Origin of the sequence: Enterobacter chinensis, from assembly GCF_034008295.1 — a bacterium.
Lineage (GTDB): Bacteria > Pseudomonadota > Gammaproteobacteria > Enterobacterales > Enterobacteriaceae > Enterobacter > Enterobacter chinensis.
In genome coordinates this window covers 131,335-156,009 of the sequence record NZ_JARDVI010000005.1, presented here as the reverse complement: position 1 = coordinate 156,009, position 24,675 = coordinate 131,335, and the positions used below count along the sequence as shown (strand labels likewise).

Annotated in this window: 22 protein-coding genes; 17 read left to right on the top strand and 5 right to left on the bottom strand. The window is 54.4% G+C overall.

Going from position 1 to position 24,675, the window contains the following annotated elements:
• Positions 1-111: 111 nt before the first annotated feature.
• Positions 112-264: a Hok/Gef family protein gene (locus PYW49_RS15830; protein ID WP_010427008.1), complete on the top strand. Its 153-nt coding sequence runs from the start codon at positions 112-114 to the stop codon at positions 262-264.
• Positions 265-356: 92 nt separating this feature from the next.
• Here PYW49_RS15830 and leuD read toward each other — a convergent pair whose 3' ends face one another.
• From leuD to leuL, 5 genes are all read right to left on the bottom strand, one after another.
• Complete coding sequence (leuD, locus tag PYW49_RS15825) at positions 357-962, bottom strand: 3-isopropylmalate dehydratase small subunit (RefSeq protein WP_320386926.1); 606 nt, start codon at positions 960-962, stop codon at positions 357-359.
• Between the two features lie 10 nt (positions 963-972).
• Positions 973-2,373, bottom strand: coding sequence for a 3-isopropylmalate dehydratase large subunit (gene leuC, locus PYW49_RS15820; protein ID WP_320386925.1), 1,401 nt, complete (start codon positions 2,371-2,373; stop codon positions 973-975).
• A 2-nt stretch (positions 2,374-2,375) separates the two neighbouring features.
• A complete protein-coding gene (gene leuB, locus PYW49_RS15815; RefSeq protein ID WP_047346341.1) occupies positions 2,376-3,467 on the bottom strand; it encodes a 3-isopropylmalate dehydrogenase in 1,092 nt (363 codons plus the stop codon).
• Positions 3,467-5,038: a 2-isopropylmalate synthase gene (leuA, locus tag PYW49_RS15810; protein ID WP_134349642.1), complete on the bottom strand. Its 1,572-nt coding sequence runs from the start codon at positions 5,036-5,038 to the stop codon at positions 3,467-3,469. Before leuA ends, leuB begins: the two co-directional genes overlap by 1 nt.
• A gap of 91 nt (positions 5,039-5,129) precedes the next feature.
• Entirely contained in the window at positions 5,130-5,216 is an 87-nt protein-coding gene (gene leuL / locus PYW49_RS23395; protein ID WP_071530973.1) for a leu operon leader peptide, read from the bottom strand.
• A 588-nt stretch (positions 5,217-5,804) separates the two neighbouring features.
• On the opposite strand from leuL, the gene leuO reads away from it, so the two are divergent.
• The 16 genes from leuO to PYW49_RS15730 all read left to right on the top strand — a co-directional run bounded on the left by leuO (position 5,805) and on the right by PYW49_RS15730 (position 24,674).
• Positions 5,805-6,767, top strand: a complete 963-nt coding sequence (leuO, locus tag PYW49_RS15805) for a transcriptional regulator LeuO (protein WP_286164376.1) — start codon at positions 5,805-5,807, stop codon at positions 6,765-6,767.
• 380 nt (positions 6,768-7,147) lie between these two features.
• Positions 7,148-8,872 carry an acetolactate synthase 3 large subunit gene (gene ilvI, locus PYW49_RS15800; protein ID WP_320386924.1) on the top strand — a complete coding sequence of 575 codons (1,725 nt, stop codon included), beginning with the start codon at positions 7,148-7,150 and terminating at the stop codon, positions 8,870-8,872.
• 1 nt (position 8,873) lies between these two features.
• Positions 8,874-9,365 carry an acetolactate synthase small subunit gene (gene ilvN, locus PYW49_RS15795; RefSeq protein ID WP_008501994.1) on the top strand — a complete coding sequence of 164 codons (492 nt, stop codon included), beginning with the start codon at positions 8,874-8,876 and terminating at the stop codon, positions 9,363-9,365.
• 179 nt (positions 9,366-9,544) lie between these two features.
• The gene (gene cra / locus PYW49_RS15790; RefSeq protein WP_008501993.1) at positions 9,545-10,552 is read left to right on the top strand and encodes a catabolite repressor/activator; all 1,008 of its coding nucleotides are present in this window, start codon (positions 9,545-9,547) and stop codon (positions 10,550-10,552) included.
• 600 nt (positions 10,553-11,152) lie between these two features.
• On the top strand, positions 11,153-11,611 hold the full coding sequence (gene mraZ / locus PYW49_RS15785; protein WP_021240528.1) for a division/cell wall cluster transcriptional repressor MraZ: 459 nt from the start codon (positions 11,153-11,155) through the stop codon (positions 11,609-11,611).
• Positions 11,612-11,613: 2 nt separating this feature from the next.
• A complete protein-coding gene (gene rsmH, locus PYW49_RS15780) occupies positions 11,614-12,555 on the top strand; it encodes a 16S rRNA (cytosine(1402)-N(4))-methyltransferase RsmH (RefSeq protein ID WP_134349644.1) in 942 nt (313 codons plus the stop codon).
• Positions 12,552-12,917 (top strand): cell division protein FtsL, encoded by a 366-nt coding sequence (gene ftsL / locus PYW49_RS15775; RefSeq protein WP_014830643.1) that lies wholly within the window; start codon positions 12,552-12,554, stop codon positions 12,915-12,917. The genes rsmH and ftsL overlap by 4 nt, the downstream gene beginning before the upstream one ends.
• 15 nt (positions 12,918-12,932) lie before the next feature.
• Positions 12,933-14,699 carry a peptidoglycan glycosyltransferase FtsI gene (locus tag PYW49_RS15770; RefSeq protein WP_029741225.1) on the top strand — a complete coding sequence of 589 codons (1,767 nt, stop codon included), beginning with the start codon at positions 12,933-12,935 and terminating at the stop codon, positions 14,697-14,699.
• Positions 14,686-16,173: a UDP-N-acetylmuramoyl-L-alanyl-D-glutamate--2,6-diaminopimelate ligase gene (gene murE, locus PYW49_RS15765; protein WP_320386923.1), complete on the top strand. Its 1,488-nt coding sequence runs from the start codon at positions 14,686-14,688 to the stop codon at positions 16,171-16,173. The genes PYW49_RS15770 and murE overlap by 14 nt, the downstream gene beginning before the upstream one ends.
• Positions 16,170-17,528, top strand: a complete 1,359-nt coding sequence (gene murF, locus PYW49_RS15760) for a UDP-N-acetylmuramoyl-tripeptide--D-alanyl-D-alanine ligase (protein WP_320386922.1) — start codon at positions 16,170-16,172, stop codon at positions 17,526-17,528. The genes murE and murF overlap by 4 nt, the downstream gene beginning before the upstream one ends.
• On the top strand, positions 17,522-18,604 hold the full coding sequence (gene mraY, locus PYW49_RS15755) for a phospho-N-acetylmuramoyl-pentapeptide-transferase (protein ID WP_008501985.1): 1,083 nt from the start codon (positions 17,522-17,524) through the stop codon (positions 18,602-18,604). Before murF ends, mraY begins: the two co-directional genes overlap by 7 nt.
• Before the next feature lie 2 nt (positions 18,605-18,606).
• Positions 18,607-19,923, top strand: coding sequence for a UDP-N-acetylmuramoyl-L-alanine--D-glutamate ligase (gene murD, locus PYW49_RS15750; protein ID WP_134349647.1), 1,317 nt, complete (start codon positions 18,607-18,609; stop codon positions 19,921-19,923).
• Positions 19,923-21,167, top strand: coding sequence for a cell division protein FtsW (ftsW, locus tag PYW49_RS15745; protein WP_134349648.1), 1,245 nt, complete (start codon positions 19,923-19,925; stop codon positions 21,165-21,167). The genes murD and ftsW overlap by 1 nt, the downstream gene beginning before the upstream one ends.
• Positions 21,164-22,228, top strand: coding sequence for an undecaprenyldiphospho-muramoylpentapeptide beta-N-acetylglucosaminyltransferase (gene murG, locus PYW49_RS15740; protein ID WP_320386921.1), 1,065 nt, complete (start codon positions 21,164-21,166; stop codon positions 22,226-22,228). The genes ftsW and murG overlap by 4 nt, the downstream gene beginning before the upstream one ends.
• Before the next feature lie 57 nt (positions 22,229-22,285).
• Entirely contained in the window at positions 22,286-23,761 is a 1,476-nt protein-coding gene (murC, locus tag PYW49_RS15735) for a UDP-N-acetylmuramate--L-alanine ligase (RefSeq protein ID WP_134349650.1), read from the top strand.
• Positions 23,754-24,674: a D-alanine--D-alanine ligase gene (locus PYW49_RS15730; RefSeq protein ID WP_134349651.1), complete on the top strand. Its 921-nt coding sequence runs from the start codon at positions 23,754-23,756 to the stop codon at positions 24,672-24,674. Before murC ends, PYW49_RS15730 begins: the two co-directional genes overlap by 8 nt.
• Position 24,675: the final 1 nt, after the last annotated feature.

Here is a 24,675-nt window from a genome sequence, read left to right as displayed (position 1 = left end):
GAGGCAAACAGTGGAGAGTCCCACATCATTAAAACTGATGAGGAGACCAACTTCACAACCCACATTGCGAGGTTAGTCTCTTCGTTGCCGAAAAGCAATAAGGAGGCTGGAATGCCAAAACGTACTCTGCTGTTAGGTTTGTTTCTGATCTGTACGACGCTATTGATCTTCACCTGGATGGTGCGCGACTCGCTGTGTGAGCTGCACTTCAGACAGGAGAAAACGGAGCTGGCGGCGGTGTTGGCTTACGAAGCAAAACGTTAGCGGTATTGGCGGGAGACGTTGCCCCGCCTCTCCAGGGCGGTTGAGCCTCAACGCACCCTTATCAATGGCCCGCACGCTGCGGGCCATTGCCTTTAGCCCATAAACGCAGGCTGTTTTTTCTCATACGCTGAGATGGCGTCTTCGTGCTGGAGCGTCAGGCCAATACCGTCCAGACCGTTCAACATGCAGTGACGACGGAAAGCGTCAATGCTGAAGCTGTAGGTTTTCTCCCCGGCTTTCACCACGCCCGCTTCCAGATCCACCTCAAATGAAATGCCCGGATTCGCCTGAACCAGTGCGAACAGTTCATCGACCTGCGCATCGCTCAGCGTCACCGGCAGCAGCTGGTTATTGAAGCTGTTGCCGTAGAAGATATCCGCAAAGCTCGGAGCGATAACCACTTTAAAACCGTAGTCGGTCAGGGCCCACGGCGCGTGTTCACGGGATGAACCGCAGCCAAAGTTTTCCCGCGCCAGCAAAATGGATGCGCCTTTGTATTCCGGGAAGTTCAGGACGAACTCCGGATTAGGCACTTCACCTTTCTCATCCAGGAAACGCCAGTCGTTAAACAGATGTGCGCCAAAGCCGGTGCGGGTGACTTTCTGCAGAAACTGTTTCGGAATGATGGCGTCAGTATCGACGTTAGCGGCGTCCAGGGGGACAACCAGGCCCGTATGTTGGGTAAATTTCTCTGCCATGATTGTCTCCTTATTTCAGGCTGCGAATATCGGCGAAATGGCCGGTGACTGCTGCAGCGGCGGCCATGGCCGGGCTGACCAGGTGGGTACGCCCACCGCGGCCCTGACGGCCTTCAAAGTTACGGTTACTGGTGGAGGCGCAGCGTTCGCCCGGGTTCAGACGATCGTTGTTCATGGCCAGACACATGGAGCAGCCAGGCAGGCGCCACTCGAAGCCCGCGTCGATAAAGATCTTATCCAGACCTTCGGCTTCCGCCTGAGCTTTCACCGGACCGGAGCCTGGAACTACCAGAGCCTGTACGCCTGGCGCGACTTTACGGCCTTTAGCAATCTCGGCAGCCGCACGTAAATCCTCAATACGGGAGTTAGTGCACGAGCCGATGAAGACTTTATCAATGGCGACGTCGGTCAACGGAACGCCAGGTTTCAGCCCCATATAGGCCAGCGCTTTTTCCGCACTGGCGCGCTCGACCGGATCGGTGAACGAGGCCGGGTCAGGGATGCTGTCGTTGACGGAGATGACCTGACCCGGGTTGGTGCCCCAGGTCACCTGCGGGGCAATCTCTTCTGCCTGCAGGGTAACCACGGTATCGAAGCTGGCACCATCATCGGTTTTCAGGGTTTTCCAGTACGCGACCGCATCGTCAAAATCCTGGCCTTTCGGCGCGTGCAGACGGCCCTTAACATAGTCAAAAGTGGTGTCGTCTGGTGCGACCAGCCCGGCTTTTGCGCCCATCTCGATGGCCATATTGCACAAGGTCATACGGCCTTCCATGCTCAGGGCCTGAATGGCCTCACCGCAGAATTCCACCACGTGGCCGGTACCGCCTGCGCTGCCGGTTTTACCAATGATCGCCAGCACGATATCTTTTGCGGTGATCCCCGGTGCGGCTTTACCATTCACTTCAATCTTCATGGTTTTGGCGCGGCCCTGCTTCAGGGTTTGCGTTGCCAGAACGTGTTCGACTTCAGAGGTACCAATCCCGAACGCCAGGGCGCCAAACGCGCCGTGCGTCGCGGTATGGGAATCACCGCAGACGATGGTCATGCCCGGCAGGGTAATTCCTTGCTCCGGCCCCATCACGTGGACGATGCCCTGATAAGGGTGGTTCAGGTCGTACAGCTCAACGCCAAACTCGTTGCAGTTCTTAATCAGCTCCTGCATCTGGATACGCGCCATCTCACCCGACGCATTAATGTCTTTGGTTTGGGTGGAAACGTTGTGATCCATCGTTGCGAAGGTTTTTCCCGGCTGACGTACCGGGCGCTTGTGCGCGCGCAGGCCATCAAACGCCTGAGGGGAGGTCACCTCGTGTACCAGATGTCTGTCGATATACAGCAGCGGGGTTTCGTTTTGGGCCTCGTAGACAACGTGCGCATCAAACAATTTTTCATATAACGTTTTGGCCATGATTACACCCCTTGCGCAACATAGCGGGCAATAATGTCGCCCATTTCATCAGTACTGACTGCCGCCGTGCCGCGTGCTAAATCGCCGGTACGGACGCCTTCCTCTAACGCCCGGTTAATGGCGTTTTCAATTGCGGTTGCGGCATCGCCTGCATCCAGGCTGTAACGCAGCAGCAGGGCCAGAGAGAGGATCTGCGCAATCGGGTTAGCAATGTTTTTACCTGCGATATCCGGCGCGGAGCCGCCTGCCGGCTCGTACAGGCCAAAGCCTTCTTCATTCAGGCTTGCGGATGGCAGCATGCCCATGGAGCCGGTAATCATTGCGCACTCGTCCGAGAGAATATCCCCGAACAGGTTGGAACACAGCAGGACATCAAACTGGGACGGATCTTTAATCAGCTGCATCGTCGCGTTGTCGATGTACATGTGCGACAGCTCAACGTCCGGGTACTGCTTAGCGACTTCGCTGACGATTTCGCGCCACAAAATGGAAGACTGAAGCACGTTCGCTTTATCAATAGAGGTCACTTTATGGCGGCGCTTGCGCGCAGACTCAAACGCGATATGGGCAATACGTTCAATTTCGAAACGGTGATACACCTCGGTATCAAACGCTTTTTCATGCTGGCCGCTGCCTTCGCGTCCTTTTGGCTGACCGAAATAGATACCACCGGTCAGTTCACGCACGCACAGAATATCAAAACCGTTGGCGGCAATATCAGCACGCAGCGGGCAGAACTCTTCCAGACCCTGATACAGCTTCGCCGGACGCAGGTTGCTGAACAGCTTGAAATGTTTACGCAGTGGCAGCAGCGCGCCGCGTTCTGGCTGCTCTGCTGGTGGCAGGTGCTCCCATTTCGGGCCACCTACGGAACCAAACAGGACGGCATCGGCATTTTCGCAGCCTTCAACGGTGGCTTTCGGCAATGGCGTACCGTGGTTATCAATCGCAATACCGCCTACATCGTAGTGGCTGGTGGTGATTTTCATCGCAAAACGCGAGCGAACGGCTTCCAGTACTTTCAGCGCCTGTGCCATCACTTCCGGGCCAATACCGTCGCCCGGTAACACAGCAATATGGTAATTCTTCGACATTACACGGTTTCCTTGTTGTTCTCTTTATTCTGAGCTTTGCGTTGCAACTCTTTTTCGACTTCGGCGGCGCGCCAGATGTTATTCAGAACATGCACCATCGCTTTCGCGGAGGATTCGACGATATCGGTCGCCAGACCCACGCCATGGAAACGGCGGCCATTGTGGGTAACAACAATGTCGACCTGACCCAGTGCATCTTTACCGTGGCCTTTGGCCGTCAGGTCATACTTCACCAGCTCAACGTCGTACTCGGTGACGCGATTAATCGCCTGGTAGATGGCATCGACAGGGCCGTTACCGTTAGCGGCTTCTGCTTTAATTTCATCACCGCAGGCCAGTTTGACCGAGGCGGTAGCAATATTGCTGGAGCCGGACTGCACGTTAAAATAATCGAGACGGAAGTGCTCTGGCTCTTCCTGCTGCTTGTTAATAAAGGCCAGCGCTTCCAGGTCGTAGTCGAACACCTGACCTTTTTTGTCGGCCAGCTTCACGAATGCGTCGTACAGCTGATCCATGTTGTATTCGCTGTCTTTGTAACCCATCTCTTCCATACGGTGCTTCACGGCCGCACGGCCTGAGCGAGAGGTCAGATTCAGCTGCACCTGGTTCAGACCAATGGATTCCGGGGTCATAATTTCGTAGTTTTCGCGGTTCTTCAGCACGCCATCCTGGTGAATACCGGAGGAGTGCGCGAAGGCGCCGGTGCCGACAATGGCTTTGTTGGCAGGAATAGGCATGTTGCAAATCTGGCTGACGGTCTGGCTGGTACGCCAGATTTCGTTGTGATTGATACGGGTGTGCACGTTCATAATGTCTTTGCGCACTTTGATCGCCATGATCACTTCTTCCAGCGAGCAGTTACCCGCGCGCTCGCCGATGCCATTCATCGCGCCTTCTACCTGACGTGCGCCAGCGTGTACCGCGGCGATGGCGTTGCCAACGGCCAGGCCCAAATCATCATGGGTATGCACAGAGATAATCGCTTTATCAATATTCGGTACGCGCTCATACAGACCGGTAATGATATTGGAGAACTCAAACGGCATGGTGTAGCCAACGGTGTCCGGAATGTTGATAGTTTTCGCGCCCGCGTTGATAGCGGCTTCCACGACACGCGCCAGATCGTCAATTGGCGTACGGCCCGCATCTTCACAGGAGAATTCAACGTCATCGGTGTAGTTGCGTGCACGCTTAACCATGTACACCGCGCGTTCAATAACCTCATCCAGTGTGCTGCGCAATTTGGTTGCGATATGCATCGGCGAGGTGGCAATAAAGGTATGAATACGGAAGGCTTCGGCGACTTTCAGCGATTCGGCCGCGACGTCGATATCTTTCTCTACACAGCGCGCCAGACCACAAACGCGGCTGTTTTTGATGGTACGGGCGATAGTCTGGACGGATTCGAAATCACCCGGAGACGAGACCGGGAAACCGACTTCCATCACGTCGACACCCATACGTTCGAGAGCCAGCGCGATCTGCAGTTTCTCTTTTACACTCAGGCTTGCCTGTAATGCCTGTTCACCGTCACGTAAAGTTGTATCGAAAATAATGACTTGCTGGCTCATGGGTTAGGTCCTTGTCAGTCTTAGGGCGCCTTGCTACGAGCATAAAAAAACCCGCGCAGTGGCGCGGGTTTCTAGTCTTACTGGTGACGATTCAACGCTGAATTTCGCCCGCCAGTCTACCGCGCACAGTGGATGCGTTTAGTAGTAGTAGACCGGTGAAACGAATGGTGCGAATCATGAATCGTGCTCCGTTAAATTCAATATGCTTTTAGTGGTACTGGATACGGCCGTTCATGTCAACCCCTGAGGATAAAAACGCCTCAGACAGGCTGAACAGGCAGACTTTTGGCTTTAGCTAATTGTGCTGGTTTTCTCTTTTGCGACCCGACGAATTGTCTAATTTTGGACTGGGAAAAAGGTTGCAGAAATAAATAAATATAATTTGTTTAAATTGAACAATGTACGTAGCCATAGATGCTTTAGGCTTAAAGGGTTTTAATATCATTAAGTTATAAGTTCAATGAATCATTTTAGACGCTCTAAAAAATGAATCGAGATAACAGGTTGTTAACTTAATGTAGAGCGTCAGCAATAACAGTTTAATAATACTTAAGTCATCATTAACCAGAGACGAATTGTATATTTGCTTGGTTTATGGTTTCATCTTAATCCTAAAGTTAAGCATATAATTTACGCCTTTTTATTTTCATTATTTTATCATCTTTATATATTCCGAATTTTAAACAATTCTCTTTCGCTGGTCATATTTGCATGATAAATCATATATTTCGCGATTATTACAGTACGTTGGCAAAGGGAGTGTAGCGTGACGGTGGAGTCTGAAGTGTCAGAAAATAATATTAAACAAGCTCAAGCTGCTGATGGAATTAAACCGCAGTTACGTACGGTGGACCTTAATCTTCTGACGGTGTTTGATGCTGTCATGCAGGAACAGAACATCACCCGTGCGGCACAAACGTTGGGGATGTCACAACCCGCCGTCAGTAATGCTGTCGCGAGACTTAAGGTCATGTTTAACGATGAATTGTTCGTTCGTTATGGGAGAGGGATCCAGCCCACGGCGCGTGCATTCCAGTTATTCGGCTCAATCCGCCAGGCGCTGCAGCTGGTACAAAATGAGCTGCCGGGGTCAGGTTTTGAACCCTTAAGCAGCGAGAGAGTCTTTCATCTTTGCGTCTGCAGCCCATTAGATAATTATTTAACGTCGATTATTTATAATAAAGTTGAAGAGATCGCACCAAATATCAATCTGGTTTTTAAATCATCCCTCAATCAAAACACGGAACATCAGTTGCGCTACCAGGAGATCGAATTTGTCCTGGGATATGAAGAGTTCCGTCGACCTGAGTTTTCCTGCGTGCCGGTTTTTAAGGATGAAATGGTTTTGGTCGCCAGTAAAAAACATCCTCGCCTGACTTCTCCGCTACGAGAAGGTGATGTTTATAGCGAGCAGCACGCTGTTGTTGCACTCGACAGATATGCTTCCTTTAGCCTGCCGTGGTATGACACTGCGGATAAACAGGCGTGTGTGGCGTATCAGGGAATGGCAATGGTCAGCGTATTAAACGTTGTCTCCCAGACCCAACTGGTGGCGATTGCACCGCGCTGGCTGGCAGAAGAGTTTTCTGAATCCTTAAATCTGCAAATTCTGCCTCTGCCGCTCAAGCTAAATAGCCGTACCTGCTACCTTTCCTGGCATGAAGCGGCGGGTCGGGATAAAGGGCACCAGTGGATGGAAGAGTTGCTGGTTGGCATCTGTCGCCGATAAACACATCAGGATAAACTGCACCGGTTTGTGTGGTTTATCCTGGGTTTTTTTAGATAATTGCTATTTTATTCTGTTGCGATTTTTTTCGGGCTGCTGTCCGGTGCGCAAAAATAGATGATTTCCTGCATTGTCGTGCTTTTCAGCGATGATTAATCATCCCATCCTCTATTACCAGATGAATTAACCATATCTTCTGTTAACCGCTGCTTTTTCTGCTTTACGCACCGTTTATCTCCCCGAGTTTGCTAATTGCCTGCCTCATAACGAGCGGTTAAGGTAAAGAACACTCTGCAAAATATAAGATTGGCTCATCCCAATCGTAAGACGGTGCGGAAATGAATTCGGCAGTCCGTCTATAACAAAATGCCTGGAGGCAAAGCATGGAGATGTTGTCTGGCGCGGAAATGGTCGTTCGGTCGCTGATCGATCAGGGCGTGAAGCAAGTGTTCGGCTACCCTGGCGGAGCGGTCCTCGATATTTATGATGCGCTTCATACGGTAGGGGGCATTGACCATGTGCTGGTACGTCATGAGCAGGCGGCGGTTCACATGGCTGACGGCCTGGCGCGTGCGACGGGTGAAGTGGGCGTGGTCTTAGTCACCTCCGGTCCCGGCGCGACAAACGCTATTACCGGCATTGCAACGGCGTATATGGACTCTATCCCGCTGGTGATCCTCTCCGGGCAGGTGGCAACCTCACTGATTGGCTACGATGCGTTTCAGGAGTGCGACATGGTCGGGATTTCGCGTCCCGTTGTGAAGCACAGTTTTCTGGTCAAGCAAACCGAAGACATTCCTGGCGTACTGAAAAAAGCCTTCTGGCTTGCGGCAAGCGGGCGTCCGGGACCGGTGGTGGTCGATCTACCTAAAGATATACTGAACCCGGCAAACAAGCTGCCTTATGTCTGGCCGGAATCGGTGAGCATGCGTTCTTACAACCCAACAACGCAGGGCCATAAAGGTCAGATCAAGCGAGCGTTGCAAACACTTATGGCAGCCAAAAAACCGGTCGTCTATGTCGGTGGCGGGGCGATCAATTCGGCCTGTGAAGTCCAGCTTCGTGAACTGATTGAAAAGCTCAATCTTCCAGTTGCGTCGTCGCTGATGGGGCTGGGGGCGTTTCCCGCCACCCACCGTCAGGCGTTGGGTATGCTGGGTATGCACGGTACCTATGAAGCCAATATGACGATGCACCATTCCGATGTGATCTTTGCCGTTGGCGTGCGCTTTGACGATCGTACTACCAACAACCTGGCGAAGTATTGCCCGAACGCCACCGTGCTGCATATTGATATCGATCCGACGTCCATTTCAAAAACGGTGTCGGCCGATGTGCCGATCGTCGGTGATGCCCGACAGGTTCTGGAGCAAATGCTGGAACTGTTGACCCAGGAGAGCGCAACCCAGCCGCTGGATGATATTCGCGACTGGTGGCAGCAGATTGATCGGTGGCGCGCGCGTCAGTGTCTGAAATATGACACGCAAAGCGAAAACATTAAGCCGCAGGCGGTCATCGAAGCGGTGTGGCGACTGACGAAAGGTGAAGCGTATGTGACCTCAGACGTGGGTCAGCACCAGATGTTTGCCGCCCTGTATTACCCGTTTGATAAACCGCGACACTGGATCAACTCAGGTGGTTTAGGAACAATGGGCTTTGGTCTGCCCGCCGCGCTTGGCGTAAAGCTGGCACTGCCGAATGAAACCGTCGTCTGCGTAACCGGAGACGGCAGTATCCAGATGAACATTCAGGAGCTGTCTACCGCACTGCAGTATGAACTGCCGGTTCTCGTGCTGAACCTGAATAACGGCTACCTCGGGATGGTGAAGCAGTGGCAGGATATGATCTATTCTGGCCGTCATTCTCAGTCATATATGAAATCGCTGCCGGATTTTGTTCGTCTTGCTGAAGCTTACGGCCATGTTGGCATGCGTGTGACCGACCCTGCTGAGCTGGAAACGAAGCTCGCTGAAGCGCTTGAGCACGTTAAAAACAACCGCCTCGTCTTTATGGATGTGATTGTTGATGGGACCGAGCACGTTTATCCGATGCATATTCGTGGTGGTGGTATGGATGAAATGTGGTTAAGCAAAACGGAGAGAACCTGATATGCGCCGGATATTGTCTGTTTTACTGGAAAACGAGTCTGGCGCATTGTCGCGCGTCATTGGGCTTTTTGCACAGCGCGGCTATAACATTGAGAGCCTGACCGTCGCCCCGACGGAAGACCCAACGCTGTCGCGTATGACGATCCAAACCGTCGGCGATGCCAAAGTGCTTGAGCAAATTGAGAAACAGCTGCATAAGCTGGTCGACGTGCTGCGCGTGAGCGAGCTGGGGCAGGGTGCCTACGTTGAACGTGAGGTCATGCTGGTAAAAATTCAGGCCAGCGGCTACGGGCGTGAAGAAGTCAAACGCAATGCGGATATTTTCCGCGGACAGATTATCGACGTCACGCCTTCTCTCTATACCGTTCAACTGGTCGGAACGAGCGACAAGCTGGATGCTTTCCTGGCGTCCGTGAGGGATGTAGCAAAAATTGTTGAGGTGGCGAGATCGGGGGTAGTCGGTCTGTCACGCGGCGAGAAAATCATGCGTTAGTTGTCAAAAAGGTTCGCCTCTTTCTGCCCGGTCACCAAAGCCGGGCTTTTTTTTGTGTAATCAGCCGACAACGCAGATAAAAGCGGTTGCCGCGGAGGCTTTTCTGCGTTTAGATGTTAAAAGATTTAACCATAACCTTGACAGGGCCATGGACTCTTTTCTTTTTTTAAGGGGCAATTGTGAAACTGGATGAAATCGCCCGGCTAGCCGGCGTGTCACGAACAACGGCCAGCTATGTGATTAACGGTAAAGCAAAGCAGTACCGTGTCAGCGATAAGACCGTTGAAAAAGTTATGGCGGTGGTTCGTGAACATAACTACCATCCGAATGCTGTCGCAGCCGGCCTGCGTGCCGGGCGCACCCGCTCTATTGGTCTGGTGATCCCGGACCTGGAAAACACCAGCTATACCCGTATCGCCAACTATCTTGAACGTCAGGCGCGCCAGCGCGGCTATCAATTGCTGATTGCCTGCTCGGAAGATCAGCCGGACAACGAGATGCGCTGCATTGAGCATCTGCTCCAGCGTCAGGTGGATGCCATTATCGTGTCAACCTCCTTACCGCCAGAGCATCCGTTCTATCAACGATGGGCGAACGACCCGTTCCCTATCGTTGCGCTGGATCGCGCGCTGGATCGCGAGCATTTCACCAGCGTCGTGGGTGCCGATCAGGATGATGCAGAAATGCTGGCCGCGGAGCTAAGAACGTTCCCGGCGGAAACTGTGCTTTATCTTGGCGCATTGCCTGAACTCTCTGTGAGCTTCCTGCGTGAGCAGGGATTCAGAACCGCCTGGAAAGACGATCCGCGCGAGGTTCACTACCTCTATGCCAACAGCTACGAACGTGAAGCCGCTGCTCAGCTGTTCGAGAAATGGCTGGAAACGCACCCGATGCCTCAGGCACTGTTCACCACCTCGTTTGCACTTCTGCAGGGTGTGATGGATGTGACCTTGCGTCGTGAAGGTAAACTCCCCTCCGACCTGGCCATTGCCACTTTCGGGGATAACGAGCTGCTCGACTTCCTTCAGTGTCCGGTGCTGGCGGTAGCACAGCGTCACCGTGATGTGGCTGAACGCGTACTGGAGATTGTGTTGGCGAGTCTGGATGAACCCCGTAAACCGAAGCCAGGCCTGACGCGCATCAAACGTAATCTCTACCATCGCGGAATTTTAAGCCGTCAAAAATGAAAATGACCGGGGCGGCGAAATCTGCCCCCATTTTGTCGCGATAATTCGTGTAGATAATTCCCGGAGAGAAATTAGGATAATTCCTTAGGGCTCATAATCACCTATTTTCCTTAATTCATTTTGTCTTCTAAATTGTCCTTTAAAGAACGTCTGAGCAATTTAAAACAGCTATTTTTGTATTGTTTTGTTACAAACCCTCTCCGGTCGATGAATATTCAGACGTTTTTCCTCCTCCTTTGATAGCTAACATGGCAACCGCCGCGTTTACCGGGGGCCTGAGTGAATCTGGCGCTGTTATCCCCTGAGGATCTGTCATAAAATGCTGCCCGCGTCGCAAACTGACACTTTATATTTATCTGCGATGAAATTGAGTGAGCTTTAACGCTAGTGTGCATATTCGGTTTTTTTCTTACAAATATTCATAACGTTAATTTTGCCTCGCCAGTTGTGCAGTTATTAACCAGGACTGTTTATCTCTGTAAATAGAGGGCTTTCGGGTCCCTACAGGGAGAGTCCTGGCTTGACAAGCTTTTCCCTCGCTCCGTAAACTCCTTTAGGTGGGAATTTGTGGGTTAAAGTGGTGAGGGGGGTGAGACTGGCATGTTCCGTGGAGCTACGTTAGTCAATCTCGACAGCAAAGGGCGCTTATCGGTACCAACCCGATACCGCGACCAGCTGATTGAGAACGCTGCGGGTCAAATGGTTTGCACCATTGACATTAACTCCCCCTGCCTGCTGCTTTACCCCTTGCCTGAATGGGAAATTATTGAGCAAAAGCTGTCGCGACTGTCGAGCATGAACCCGCAGGAACGCCGCGTGCAGCGGTTGTTATTGGGACATGCCAGTGAATGTCAGATGGATAACGCAGGGCGATTACTGATTGCACCTGTGTTACGGCAACATGCCGGTCTGACCAAAGAAGTGATGCTGGTCGGGCAGTTCAACAAGTTTGAACTGTGGGATGAAACGACCTGGTATCAACAGGTCAAGGAAGATATCGACGCTGAGCAGTCTGATTCCGCGACATTATCGGAACGGCTGCAGGACTTGTCTCTATAAATATGATGGAAAATTATAAACATAAGACGGTGTTACTGGACGAGGCCGTTAACGGCCTGAATATTCGTCCGGATGGCATCTACATTGATGGCACTTTTGGTCGCGGTGGCCACTCGCGTTTGATTCTCTCCCAGCTTGGAGAGGAAGGACGTCTGCTGGCAATCGATCGCGATCCGCAGGCGATTGCCGTTGCACAGACCATCAATGACCCACGCTTTTCCATTGTGCATGGACCTTTCTCTGCGCTCGCGGAATATGTTGCTGAGCGCGATCTGACGGGCAAGATCGACGGGATTCTTCTCGATCTTGGCGTCTCTTCACCGCAGCTTGATGATGCAGAGCGTGGCTTCTCCTTTATGCGTGATGGTCCGCTGGACATGCGCATGGATCCAACGCGCGGTCAATCTGCCGCCGAGTGGTTACAGACCGCAGACGAAGCGGATATTGCATGGGTTATTAAAACGTTCGGCGAAGAGCGCTTTGGCAAACGTATTGCGCGCGCCATCGTTGAGCGCAACCGCATTGAGCCAATGACCCGTACCAAAGAGTTAGCCGAGGTGATCGCGGCGGCGACGCCGGTGAAGGATAAGCACAAACATCCCGCGACCCGTACCTTCCAGGCGGTTCGCATCTGGGTAAACAGTGAACTGGAGGAAATAGAGCTGGCGCTAAAAAGCTCGCTCGACGTGCTGGCCCCGGGTGGGCGGTTATCCATCATCAGCTTCCATTCGCTGGAAGACCGCATTGTGAAACGCTTTATGCGTGAACAAAGCCGCGGTCCACAGGTGCCAGCGGGGCTGCCGATGACGGAAGAACAACTCAGGAAGCTGGGGGGCCGTCAGTTGCGAGCATTAGGCAAGTTGATGCCGGGCGAAGAAGAGGTGGCAGAGAATCCACGCGCCCGTAGTTCAGTGCTGCGTGTTGCAGAGAGGACGAACGCATGATCAGCAGAGTGACAGAGACCCTAAGCAAAGTTAAGGATTCGTTAGGAAGCAACGAGCGCCATGCCTTGCCTGGCGTGATCGGCGACGATCTTTTGCGGTTTGGGAAGCTGCCACTCTGCTTGTTCATTTGCATCATTGTGACGGCAGTAACGGTGGTGACGACAGCCCACCATACACGTTTATTGACTGCGCAACGCGAGCAGATGGTACTGGAACGCGATGCGCTGGATATTGAATGGCGAAATCTGATCCTTGAAGAAAACGCGCTCGGCGATCACAGCCGGGTTGAACGGATCGCAACGGAAAAGCTGCAACTGCAGCATGTTGATCCTTCCCAGGAAAATATCGTAGTACAAAAATAAGGAAAATCGCGACGCATGAAAGCAGCGGCAAAAACGCTTAAACCAAAACGTCAGGAAGAACAGGCCAACTTTATCAGTTGGCGTTTTGCGTTGCTTTGCGGCTGCATTTTACTGGCGCTGGGTTTCCTGCTGGGACGCGTGGCCTGGCTACAAATCGTCGCCCCTGACATGCTGGTGCGCCAGGGCGATATGCGCTCTCTGCGCGTCCAGGAAGTGTCGACATCCCGTGGGATGATCACCGACCGCTCTGGTCGTCCGCTGGCGGTGAGCGTGCCGGTGAAGGCTATCTGGGCCGATCCTAAAGAACTGCATGATGCTGGCGGAATCACGCTTGATAACCGCTGGAAGGCGCTTGCGGATGCGCTGAAGATGCCGCTGGATCAGTTGGCTTCACGCGTGAATACGAACCCGAGAGGGCGTTTTATCTATCTGGCACGTCAGGTGAACCCTGACATGGCGGATTACATCAAAAAATTGAAGCTACCGGGGATCCATCTGCGTGAGGAATCACGTCGTTACTATCCATCCGGCGAAGTGACTGCTCACCTCATTGGCTTTACAAACGTTGATAGCCAGGGGATTGAAGGCGTTGAAAAAAGCTTTGATAAATGGCTCACCGGCCAGCCCGGTGAGCGCATTGTGCGTAAAGACCGCTATGGTCGTGTGATCGAGGATATTTCCTCAACGGACAGCCAGGCCGCACACAACCTTGCACTGAGTATTGATGAGCGGTTACAGGCGCTGGTTTACCGCGAACTGAACAATGCCGTGGCTTTCAACAAAGCGGAATCGGGCAGTGCCGTGTTAGTCGATGTCAACACGGGTGAAGTGCTGGCGATGGCCAATAGCCCGTCCTACAACCCTAACAATCTTACCGGCACGCAGAAGGATGTTATGCGTAACCGTACCATCACCGACGTGTTCGAACCGGGTTCGACCGTGAAGCCGATGGTGGTAATGACTGCACTTCAGCGCGGTATCGTCAATGAAAACACCGTACTGAATACCATTCCTTACCGAATTAACGGCCACGAAATCAAAGACGTGGCGCGCTACAGCGAATTGACCCTGACCGGGGTGTTACAGAAGTCGAGTAACGTCGGTGTTTCAAAGCTGGCGTTAGCGATGCCGTCCTCAGCGTTAGTAGAGACTTACTCACGTTTTGGGCTTGGAAAGGCGACCAATTTGGGGTTGGTCGGAGAACGCAGTGGCTTATATCCTCAAAAACAACGGTGGTCTGACATAGAGAGGGCCACCTTCTCTTTCGGCTACGGGCTAATGGTGACACCGTTACAGTTAGCGCGAGTCTACGCAACGATCGGCAGTTATGGCGTTTATCGTCCGCTGTCGATTACCAAAGTTGATCCACCGGTTCCCGGTGAGCGTATCTTCCCGGAATCGACCGTCCGTACTGTTGTTCATATGATGGAAAGCGTGGCGCTGCCCGGCGGCGGCGGCGTGAAGGCGGCAATCAAAGGTTATCGCATCGCCATCAAGACCGGTACGGCGAAAAAAGTTGGGCCGGACGGCCGCTATATCAACAAATACATTGCCTATACCGCAGGCGTTGCGCCTGCAAGCAATCCGCGTTTTGCGCTGGTGGTTGTGATAAACGATCCACAGGCGGGTAAATACTACGGCGGCGCCGTCTCCGCGCCTGTGTTCGGGGCTATCATGGGCGGCGTGTTACGTACCATGAACATTGAACCGGATGCGCTGGCGACGGGCGAAAAAAGTGAATTTGTAATTAATCAAGGCGAGGGTACAGGTGGCAGATCGTAATTTGCGCGACCTTCTCGCTCCGTGGGTGCCAAATGCACCGGAGCGAGCACTGCGAGAGATGGTACTGGACAGCCGCGTGGCTGCTTCTGGCGATCTTTTTGTGGCGGTGGTCGGTCATCAGGCGGACGGGCGTCGTTATATCCCGCAGGCGATTGCGCAAGGTGTTGCTGCCATTATTGCTGAGGCCAAAGATGAGGCAACCGACGGTGAGATCCGTGAAATGCACGGCGTACCGGTCATCTATCTCAGCCAGTTAAACGAGCGTCTTTCCGCACTGGCGGGACGTTTCTATCACGAACCTTCTGACCAGCTGCGTCTGGTTGGCGTGACAGGGACAAACGGAAAAACGACCACCACGCAGTTGATGGCGCAATGGGCCCAGCTGCTGGGGGAAACCGGCGCGGTCATGGGTACCGTGGGTAACGGCCTGCTGGGCAAAGTGAGCCCGACGGAAAACACCACCGGCTCAGCGGTTGACGTACAGCACGTGCTTGCCGGTCTGGCAGGGCAGGGGGCAACCTTTGCGGCGATGGAGGTTTCTTCGCACGGTCTGGTTCAGCATCGCGTAGCGGCCCTTAAATTTGCCGCCTCTGTGTTTACAAACCTGAGCCGCGATCATCTTGATTATCATGGTGATATGGAACAGTACGAAGCCGCGAAATGGCTGTTGTTCTCTACTCACCATTACGGGCAAGCCATCATCAATGCCGACGACGAAGTCGGTCGCCGCTGGCTTGCTAAGCTGCCGGATGCGGTTGCGGTGTCGATGGAAGAACATATCAATCCGAACTGCCACGGTCGCTGGCTGAAGGCCGTTGACGTTAATTATCACGACAGCGGGGCGACAATCCGCTTTGCCTCTTCCTGGGGGGAAGGCGAAATTGAAAGCCGCCTGATGGGCGCGTTTAACGTCAGCAACCTGCTGCTGGCGCTGGCGACGCTGCTGGCACTGGGTTATCCGATGGCCGAGCTGCTAAAAACCGCTGCGCGTTTGCAGCCGGTTTGTGGCCGTATGGAAGTGTTTAGCGCGCCGGGCAAACCGACCGTTGTCGTCGATTACGCCCACACGCCGGATGCGCTGGAAAAAGCGCTGGAAGCGGCGCGTCTGCACTGCACCGGCAAGCTCTGGTGCGTGTTTGGCTGTGGCGGCGATCGCGACAAAGGAAAGCGCCCGTTGATGGGGGGCATTGCGGAGCAGTTCGCGGATATTCCGGTTGTCACCGATGACAACCCGCGTACGGAAGAGCCGCGCGCCATCATTAATGACATTCTGGCGGGCATGCTGGACGCGGGCCGCGCTCGCGTGGTGGAAGGCCGTGCGGAAGCCGTGACTAACACCATCATGCAGGCGCGGGAGAATGATGTTGTCCTGCTGGCGGGTAAAGGCCATGAAGATTATCAGATCGTTGGCAATCGCCGTCTGGACTACTCGGACCGCGTAACGGCAGCACGTCTGCTGGGAGTCGTGGCATGATTAGCCTCTCGTTAAGCCAGGCCGCTGAAATCCTGCAGGGTGAGCTGCACGGTCAGGATCTGACCATTGATGCGGTGACGACGGACACCCGCAAAGTGACTGCCGGCTGTCTGTTTGTGGCGCTAAAAGGCGAGCGTTTTGATGCGCACGATTTTGCGGATAACGCCAAAGAAAACGGCGCCGGTGCGCTGCTGGTCAGCCGCAAGCTCGATACCGAACTGCCGCAAATTGTGGTGAAAGATACGCGTCTCGCGTTCGGTGAGCTGGCCGCCTGGGTTCGCCAGCAGGTGCCTGCGCGTGTCGTCGCCCTGACCGGGTCATCAGGCAAAACGTCTGTGAAAGAGATGACGGCGGCGATCCTTAGCCAGTGCGGTAATACGCTTTATACCGCGGGCAACCTCAATAATGATATCGGCGTGCCGATGACATTACTTCGCCTGACCAAAGAGCATGAATTCGCTGTGATTGAGTTAGGGGCAAACCACCAGGGCGAAATCGCCTGGACCGTAAGCCTGACTCGCCCTGAAGCGGCGCTGGTGAATAACCTTGCGGCTGCGCATCTGGAAGGTTTTGGCTCGCTGGCAGGCGTGGCGAAAGCGAAAGGTGAGATCTACACCGGTCTCCCCGCTGACGGTATTGCCATTATGAATGCCGATAACAATGACTGGCTGAACTGGCAGAGCATCATTGGCTCGCGTAAAACCTGGCGCTTCTCGCCGAATGCAGCCAACAGTGATTTTACCGCGACCAATATTCATGTGACGTCGCAGGGTACGGAATTCACGCTCACTACCCCAACGGGTGGCGTAGATGTGCTGTTACCGCTTCCGGGCCGCCATAACATTGCCAATGCCCTTGCGGCGGCGGCACTGTCGACGGCGGTGGGCGCGTCGCATGAGGCGATTAAAAACGGCCTGGAAAATTTAAAAGCCGTGCCGGGGCGCCTGTTCCCAATCCACCTTGCTGAAAACAAACTGCTGCTGGATGACTCCTACAACGCGAACGTTGGCTCAATGACGGCGGCGGTGCAGGTGTTATCTGAAATGCCGGGCTACCGCATCATGGTGGTCGGTGATATGGCCGAGCTGGGCGACGAAAGTGAAGCCTGTCATACCCAGGTCGGTGAAGCGGCGAAAGCGGCGGGGCTGGACTGTGTACTGAGCGCAGGAAAACTGAGCCAGGCGATTAGCCAGGCCAGCGGCGTAGGCGAACATTTTGCCGATAAAGGCGCGTTGATTGAGCGTCTTAAGGCATTAATTACAGAAAAACAAATTGTGACAGTGTTAGTGAAAGGTTCACGTAGTGCCGCCATGGAAGAGGTTGTGCACGCATTACAGGAGAACGGGACATGTTAGTTTGGCTGGCCGAACATTTGGTCAAATATTATTCAGGCTTTAACGTCTTTTCGTATCTGACGTTTCGCGCCATCGTCAGCCTGCTGACTGCGCTGTTCATCTCGTTGTGGATGGGCCCGCGCATGATTGCCCGTCTGCAAAAACTCTCTTTCGGTCAGGTTGTGCGTAACGACGGTCCGGAATCGCACTTCAGCAAGCGCGGTACGCCGACTATGGGCGGGATCATGATCCTGACCGCAATTGTCGTTTCCGTGTTGTTGTGGGCATATCCGTCCAACCCGTACGTCTGGTGTGTGCTGACGGTACTGGTGGGGTACGGGATCATCGGTTTTGTTGATGATTACCGCAAAGTCGTGCGCAAAGACACCAAAGGCCTGATCGCACGCTGGAAATATTTCTGGATGTCGGTCATTGCGCTGGGCGTGGCCTTTGCGCTGTATCTGGCAGGTAAAGACACCCCAGCTACCGAGCTGGTCGTGCCGTTCTTTAAAGACGTAATGCCACAGCTGGGGCTGTTCTACATCCTGCTGGCGTATTTTGTGATTGTGGGCACCGGTAATGCCGTCAACCTGACTGACGGTCTGGATGGCCTGGCCATTATGCCAACCGTCTTTGTGGCCGCCGGTTTTGCACTGGTGGCGTGGGCGACCGGTAACATGAACTTTGCTAACTATCTGCACATCCCTTATCTGCGTCACGCGGGTGAACTGGTGATCGTCTGTACGGCGATTGTCGGTGCGGGGCTGGGCTTCCTGTGGTTCAACACCTATCCGGCTCAGGTGTTTATGGGTGACGTTGGTTCACTGGCTTTGGGCGGTGCGCTCGGCATCATTGCCGTGCTGCTGCGTCAGGAGTTCCTGCTGGTGATCATGGGTGGCGTGTTTGTGGTTGAGACCCTGTCGGTGATTTTGCAGGTCGGCTCCTTCAAGCTGCGCGGTCAGCGCATCTTCCGTATGGCGCCCATTCACCACCACTATGAACTGAAAGGCTGGCCGGAGCCGCGCGTGATTGTGCGCTTCTGGATTATTTCGCTGATGCTGGTCCTGATTGGCCTGGCAACGCTGAAGGTACGTTAATCATGGCAGATTACCAGGGTAAAAAAGTCGTTATCATCGGGTTAGGCCTCACGGGGCTTTCCTGCGTGGACTTTTTCCTCGCACGTGGCGTAACGCCGCGCGTGATGGATACGCGTGTCTCTCCGCCGGGCCTGGACAAACTGCCGGAACAGGTTGAACGCCACCTTGGTGGTCTGAATGATGACTGGCTGCTGGCAGCCGATCTGATTGTCGCAAGCCCGGGTATGGCGCTGGCGCATCCTTCACTGAGCGCTGCCGCGGATGCAGGCGTTGAGATTGTCGGTGATATCGAGCTGTTCTGCCGCGAAGTGCAGGCACCCGTTGTTGCGATTACCGGTTCTAACGGTAAAAGCACCGTCACCACCCTGGTGGGAGAAATGGCGAAAGCGGCGGGCATGAACGTCGGCGTTGGCGGTAACATTGGTTTACCTGCTCTGATGCTGCTGGACAAAGGCTGTGAGCTGTATGTCCTTGAACTTTCGAGCTTCCAGCTGGAAACGACCTCCAGCCTGCATGCTGCCGCTGCGACGATCCTTAACGTGACCGAAGATCATATGGACAGGTATCCATTTGGCCTGCAGCAGTACCGTGCCGCTAAGCTGCGCGTTTATGAAAATGCCAAAGTCTGCGTTGTTAACGCCGATGACGCGCTGACCATGCCGGTGCGTGGTGCAGACGATCGCTGTATTAGCTTCGGTATCACCATGGGTGATTACCACCTGAACCGCCAGCTGGGCGAAACCTGGCTGCGCGTGAAGGGTGAGAAAGTGCTGAATGTGAAAGAGATGAAGCTCTCTGGTCAGCACAACTATACCAATGCCCTGGCGGCGCTGGCGCTGGCGGATGCAGTAGGGCTGCCGCGCTCCTCCAGCCTGAAAGCATTAACCACGTTTTCTGGTCTGGCACACCGTTTCCAGCTGGCGCTGGAGCACAACGGCGTGCGCTGGATCAACGACTCCAAAGCCACCAACGTGGGAAGCACGGAGGCCGCGCTGAACGGCCTGCACGTTGAAGGTACTCTGCATTTACTGCTGGGCGGCGACGGTAAATCAGCCGATTTCTCCTCCCTGAAGCCGTATCTCCTGGGAGATAACATCCGCCTGTACTGCTTCGGCCGTGACGGCAGCGAGCTGGCTGAACTGCGTCCTGACGTTGCAGAGCAAACCGAAACCATGGAACAGGCGATGCGGCTGATTGCCCCTCGCGTGAAGCCAGGCGATATGGTGCTGCTCTCTCCGGCGTGTGCCAGCCTCGATCAATTCAAGAATTTCGAACAGCGTGGTGATGTCTTTACCCGCCTGGCGAAGGAGTTAGGCTAATGCGTTTATCTCTCCCTCGCCTGAAAATGCCCCGCCTGCCAGGATTTGGGATCCTGGCATGGCTGTTTGCGGCACTCAAAGGCTGGGTGATGGGCTCTCGTCAAAAAGATAACGACAGCCTGATCATGTACGACCGCACGCTGTTCTGGCTCACCATGGGGCTGGCGGCGGTCGGCTTTATTATGGTGACGTCAGCCTCAATGCCTGTCGGGCAGCGTCTGGCGAACGATCCTTTCCTGTTTGCCAAGCGTGATGGCCTGTACATCATCCTGGCGTTCTGTCTGGCGTTGGTCACCTTGCGTCTGCCAATGGAGTTCTGGCAGCGGCACAGTACGGCGATGTTGATTGCCTCGATCATTATGCTGCTGATCGTACTGGTGGTGGGGAGCTCCGTGAACGGGGCATCACGCTGGATTGCCTTTGGTCCGCTGCGTATTCAGCCTGCGGAATTTACAAAGCTCTCTCTGTTCTGCTACCTGGCTAACTACCTGGTGCGTAAAGTGGATGAAGTGCGTAATAACCTGCGCGGCTTCTTAAAACCGATGGGCGTGATTCTGGTGCTGGCGGTGTTACTGCTGGCGCAGCCTGACCTGGGTACCGTTGTCGTACTGTTTGTCACCACTCTGGCCATGCTGTTCCTGGCGGGTGCGAAGCTGTGGCAGTTCATCGCCATCATCGGGATGGGCATTTCGGCGGTTGTGCTGCTGATCCTCGCCGAGCCTTACCGTATTCGCCGTGTCACCTCATTCTGGAACCCGTGGGAAGACCCATTCGGCAGCGGTTATCAGCTGACGCAGTCGCTGATGGCCTTTGGCCGCGGTGAAGTCTGGGGGCAGGGGCTGGGTAATTCGGTACAGAAACTGGAGTATTTACCGGAAGCGCACACTGACTTCATCTTCTCCATTATTGCGGAAGAACTGGGTTATATCGGTGTGGTATTAGCGTTATTAATGGTATTCTTCGTCGCTTTCCGCGCCATGTCCATCGGCCGGAAAGCGCTGGAGATCGATCACCGCTTCTCAGGTTTCCTGGCCTGTTCAATAGGTATCTGGTTTAGCTTCCAGGCATTGGTAAACGTCGGGGCCGCAGCGGGTATGCTGCCGACCAAAGGTCTGACGTTGCCGTTGATCAGTTATGGTGGTTCCAGTCTGTTGATTATGTCGACGGCCATCATGTTCTTGTTACGCATAGATTATGAAACGCGTTTGCAAAAAGCTCAGGCGTTTACTCGAGGTTCACGATGAATCAACCGAAGCGGTTAATGGTGATGGCAGGCGGTACCGGCGGACATGTGTTCCCGGGACTGGCGGTTGCGCACCATTTAATGGATCAGGGCTGGCAGGTGCGCTGGCTGGGAACCGCAGACCGCATGGAAGCCGACCTGGTACCGAAGCACGGTATCGAGATCGACTTTATCCGTATTTCTGGCCTTCGTGGCAAAGGCGTTAAGGCGCTGCTGCTGGCTCCGGTGCGGATTTTTAACGCCTGGCGTCAGGCGCGCGCCATCATGAAGCGCTTTAAGCCCGATGTAGTGCTGGGCATGGGTGGTTATGTCTCCGGTCCTGGTGGGCTGGCAGCATGGTCGTTAGGTATTCCCGTCGTGCTGCATGAGCAGAACGGTATTGCCGGTCTGACCAACAAGTGGCTGGCGAAAATCGCTACCAAAGTCATGCAGGCGTTTCCCGGGGCGTTCCCGAAAGCGGACGTGGTCGGTAACCCGGTACGTGTTGACGTGCTGGCGCTACCGCTGCCGGATGCTCGCCTGATGGGCCGTGAAGGGCCGGTTCGCGTGCTGGTCGTCGGCGGTTCTCAGGGCGCACGCATTTTAAACCAGACGATGCCGCTGGTTGCTGCGAAGCTGGGGGATGCCGTAACCCTCTGGCATCAGAGCGGAAAAGGTGCTCAGCAGATCGTTGAGCAGGCTTACGCCGAGGCGGGGCAGCCGCAGCATAGAGTTACCGAATTTATTGATGACATGGCCGCAGCGTACGCCTGGGCCGATGTCGTGGTCTGTCGCTCAGGTGCGCTGACGGTAAGCGAAATCGCCGCCGCCGGTTTACCCGCCCTGTTTGTGCCGTTCCAGCACAAAGACAGACAGCAGTACTGGAATGCGCTGCCGCTTGAGAAAGCTGGCGCGGCGAAAATTTTTGAGCAGCCACAATTTACCGCCGATGCGGTCGCCACCACCCTGGCGGGCTGGAACAGAGACGTATTACTGGAGATGGCAGAACGCGCTCGCGCGACCGCTATTCCTGATGCGACGGAACGGGTGGCAAAAGAAGTGAGCCTGGCAGCCCAGGCTTAACCCTCGCAGCGCGTGAAGCGCGGCACGAATTTTTAAGTAGTCGATGGCGTTTAGAGAATGAATACACAACAACTGGCAAAACTGCGTTCAATCGTGCCCGAGATGCGTCGCGTCCGGCACATTCACTTTGTTGGCATCGGTGGTGCTGGCATGGGCGGTATTGCCGAAGTGTTAGCTAACGAAGGTTATCAGATCAGCGGGTCTGACCTGGCGCCAAACCCTGTTACGCAGCAGCTGGCGTCGCTCGGGGCGACTATCTATTTCAACCATCGCCCGGAAAACGTGCGCGATGCGAGCGTGGTGGTGGTATCGAGCGCCATCGCCTCTGACAACCCGGAAATCGTTGCCGCGCATGAAGCGCGCATTCCGGTAATCCGCCGTGCAGAAATGCTGGCGGAACTGATGCGTTTCCGCCACGGCATCGCCGTTGCCGGGACCCACGGTAAAACCACGACCACGGCGATGGTCTCAAGTATTTACGCAGAAGCGGGTCTTGACCCGACGTTCGTCAACGGCGGTCTGGTAAAAGCCGCGGGCGTCCATGCACGTCTGGGCCACAGTCGTTACCTGATTGCTGAAGCGGATGAAAGCGATGCGTCGTTCCTGCATCTGCAGCCGATGGTGGCGATTGTCACTAACATCGAAGCTGACCATATGGATACTTACCAGGGTGACTTCGAGAACTTAAAGCAGACCTTTATCAACTTCCTGCACAACCTGCCGTTTTATGGACGCGCGGTAATGTGCGTAGACGATCCGGTGATCCGCGAACTGCTGCCGCGCGTAGGGCGTCAAATCACCACTTACGGCTTCAGTGAAGACGCTGACGTCCGCGTGGAAGAGTACAAACAGATTGGCGCACAGGGGCATTTCACGCTGGCGCGTCAGGACAAAGAACTGCTGCAGGTGACGCTAAATGCGCCAGGGCGTCATAACGCCCTCAATGCGGCAGCGGCAGTGGCCGTTGCGACGGAAGAAGGCATTGATGACGACGCAATCCTGCGTGCGCTGGAAAGCTTCCAGGGGACCGGGCGTCGTTTCGACTTCCTCGGTGAATTCCCGCTGGACGCCGTAAACGGTAAAGCTGGCACCGCTATGCTGGTGGACGACTACGGTCACCATCCAACCGAAGTGGACGCCACTATTAAAGCCGCGCGCGCAGGCTGGCCTGACAAGAATCTGGTGATGATCTTCCAGCCGCACCGCTTTACGCGTACCCGCGATCTGTATGACGATTTCGCCAGCGTCCTGTCTCAGGTGGATACGCTGCTGATGCTGGATGTGTATTCAGCGGGCGAAACGCCGATTCCGGGAGCAGACAGCCGTTCCCTGTGTCGTACCATTCGTGGACGCGGTAAAGTTGACCCTATTCTGGTTTCTGACCCGGCACAGGTGGCGGAAATTCTGGCTCCAGTGCTCACCGGTAACGATTTGATTCTGATTCAGGGGGCGGGAAATATCGGCAAAATCGCCCGTACCCTGGCTGAAATCAAACTGAAGCCGCAAACCCAGGAGGATGAGCATCATGGTTGATAAGATTGCTGTCCTGTCTGGCGGCACCTCCGCAGAGCGTGAGGTTTCCCTGCATTCCGGCGCTGCGGTGCTGGCGGGCCTGCGTGAAGGGGGCGTCAATGCGCACCTGGTCGATCCAAAAGAGGTCGACGTGACGCAATTAAAAGCGCTGGGCTTCGATAAAGTCTTTATCGCTTTACATGGTCGTGGCGGTGAAGACGGAACCCTGCAGGGACTTCTGGATTTGACTGGCATGCCGTACACCGGTAGCGGCGTGATGGCATCCGCCATCTCTATGGATAAACTGCGCAGTAAGCTGCTGTGGCAGGGCGCGGGATTACCGGTTGCACCGTGGGTGGCACTGACGCGTCGCGAATTTGAATTGGGGCTGTCGGATAGCGTTAATACACGCATTGCTGAACTGGGCTTACCGGTTATTGTAAAGCCGAGCCGGGAAGGGTCGAGCGTGGGCATGTCAAAAGTCGACAAAGCTGACGATTTATCCTCCGCTTTAGCACTGGCATTTCAACATGATGAAGAAGTTCTGATTGAAAAATGGCTCAGCGGGCCGGAATTTACCGTTGCGATGCTTGGTGAAGAAATTTTACCGTCAATCCGTATCCAACCGGCCGGAACCTTCTATGATTATGAGGCAAAGTATCTCTCTGATGAGACGCAATATTTCTGCCCTTGTGGTCTTGATGCTGAGCGTGAAGCAGATTTACAGTCCCTGGTGCTTAAAGCCTGGCATATTCTGGGTTGCCGCGGCTGGGGACGCATCGACGTGATGCAAGACAGTGATGGACAATTTTATTTGCTGGAAGCGAATACATCGCCGGGAATGACCAGCCATAGCCTTGTGCCGATGGCCGCACGTCAGGCGGGGATGAGTTTCTCGCAGTTAGTCGTACGCATTCTGGATCAGGCGGGCTGAT

Bases quoted from the DNA above. Each gene is read 5' to 3' on its own strand.
- PYW49_RS15830 (WP_010427008.1), top strand. From the start codon at position 112: ATGCCAAAACGTACTCTGCTGTTAGGTTTGTTTCTGATCTGTACGACG.
- leuD (WP_320386926.1), bottom strand. From the start codon at position 962: ATGGCAGAGAAATTTACCCAACATACGGGCCTGGTTGTCCCCCTGGAC.
- leuC (WP_320386925.1), bottom strand. From the start codon at position 2,373: ATGGCCAAAACGTTATATGAAAAATTGTTTGATGCGCACGTTGTCTAC.
- leuB (WP_047346341.1), bottom strand. From the start codon at position 3,467: ATGTCGAAGAATTACCATATTGCTGTGTTACCGGGCGACGGTATTGGC.
- leuA (WP_134349642.1), bottom strand. From the start codon at position 5,038: ATGAGCCAGCAAGTCATTATTTTCGATACAACTTTACGTGACGGTGAA.
- leuL (WP_071530973.1), bottom strand. From the start codon at position 5,216: ATGATTCGCACCATTCGTTTCACCGGTCTACTACTACTAAACGCATCC.
- ilvI (WP_320386924.1), top strand. From the start codon at position 7,148: ATGGAGATGTTGTCTGGCGCGGAAATGGTCGTTCGGTCGCTGATCGAT.
- ilvN (WP_008501994.1), top strand. From the start codon at position 8,874: ATGCGCCGGATATTGTCTGTTTTACTGGAAAACGAGTCTGGCGCATTG.
- mraZ (WP_021240528.1), top strand. From the start codon at position 11,153: ATGTTCCGTGGAGCTACGTTAGTCAATCTCGACAGCAAAGGGCGCTTA.
- rsmH (WP_134349644.1), top strand. From the start codon at position 11,614: ATGATGGAAAATTATAAACATAAGACGGTGTTACTGGACGAGGCCGTT.
- ftsL (WP_014830643.1), top strand. From the start codon at position 12,552: ATGATCAGCAGAGTGACAGAGACCCTAAGCAAAGTTAAGGATTCGTTA.
- PYW49_RS15770 (WP_029741225.1), top strand. From the start codon at position 12,933: ATGAAAGCAGCGGCAAAAACGCTTAAACCAAAACGTCAGGAAGAACAG.
- murF (WP_320386922.1), top strand. From the start codon at position 16,170: ATGATTAGCCTCTCGTTAAGCCAGGCCGCTGAAATCCTGCAGGGTGAG.
- mraY (WP_008501985.1), top strand. From the start codon at position 17,522: ATGTTAGTTTGGCTGGCCGAACATTTGGTCAAATATTATTCAGGCTTT.
- murD (WP_134349647.1), top strand. From the start codon at position 18,607: ATGGCAGATTACCAGGGTAAAAAAGTCGTTATCATCGGGTTAGGCCTC.
- ftsW (WP_134349648.1), top strand. From the start codon at position 19,923: ATGCGTTTATCTCTCCCTCGCCTGAAAATGCCCCGCCTGCCAGGATTT.
- murG (WP_320386921.1), top strand. From the start codon at position 21,164: ATGAATCAACCGAAGCGGTTAATGGTGATGGCAGGCGGTACCGGCGGA.
- murC (WP_134349650.1), top strand. From the start codon at position 22,286: ATGAATACACAACAACTGGCAAAACTGCGTTCAATCGTGCCCGAGATG.
- PYW49_RS15730 (WP_134349651.1), top strand. From the start codon at position 23,754: ATGGTTGATAAGATTGCTGTCCTGTCTGGCGGCACCTCCGCAGAGCGT.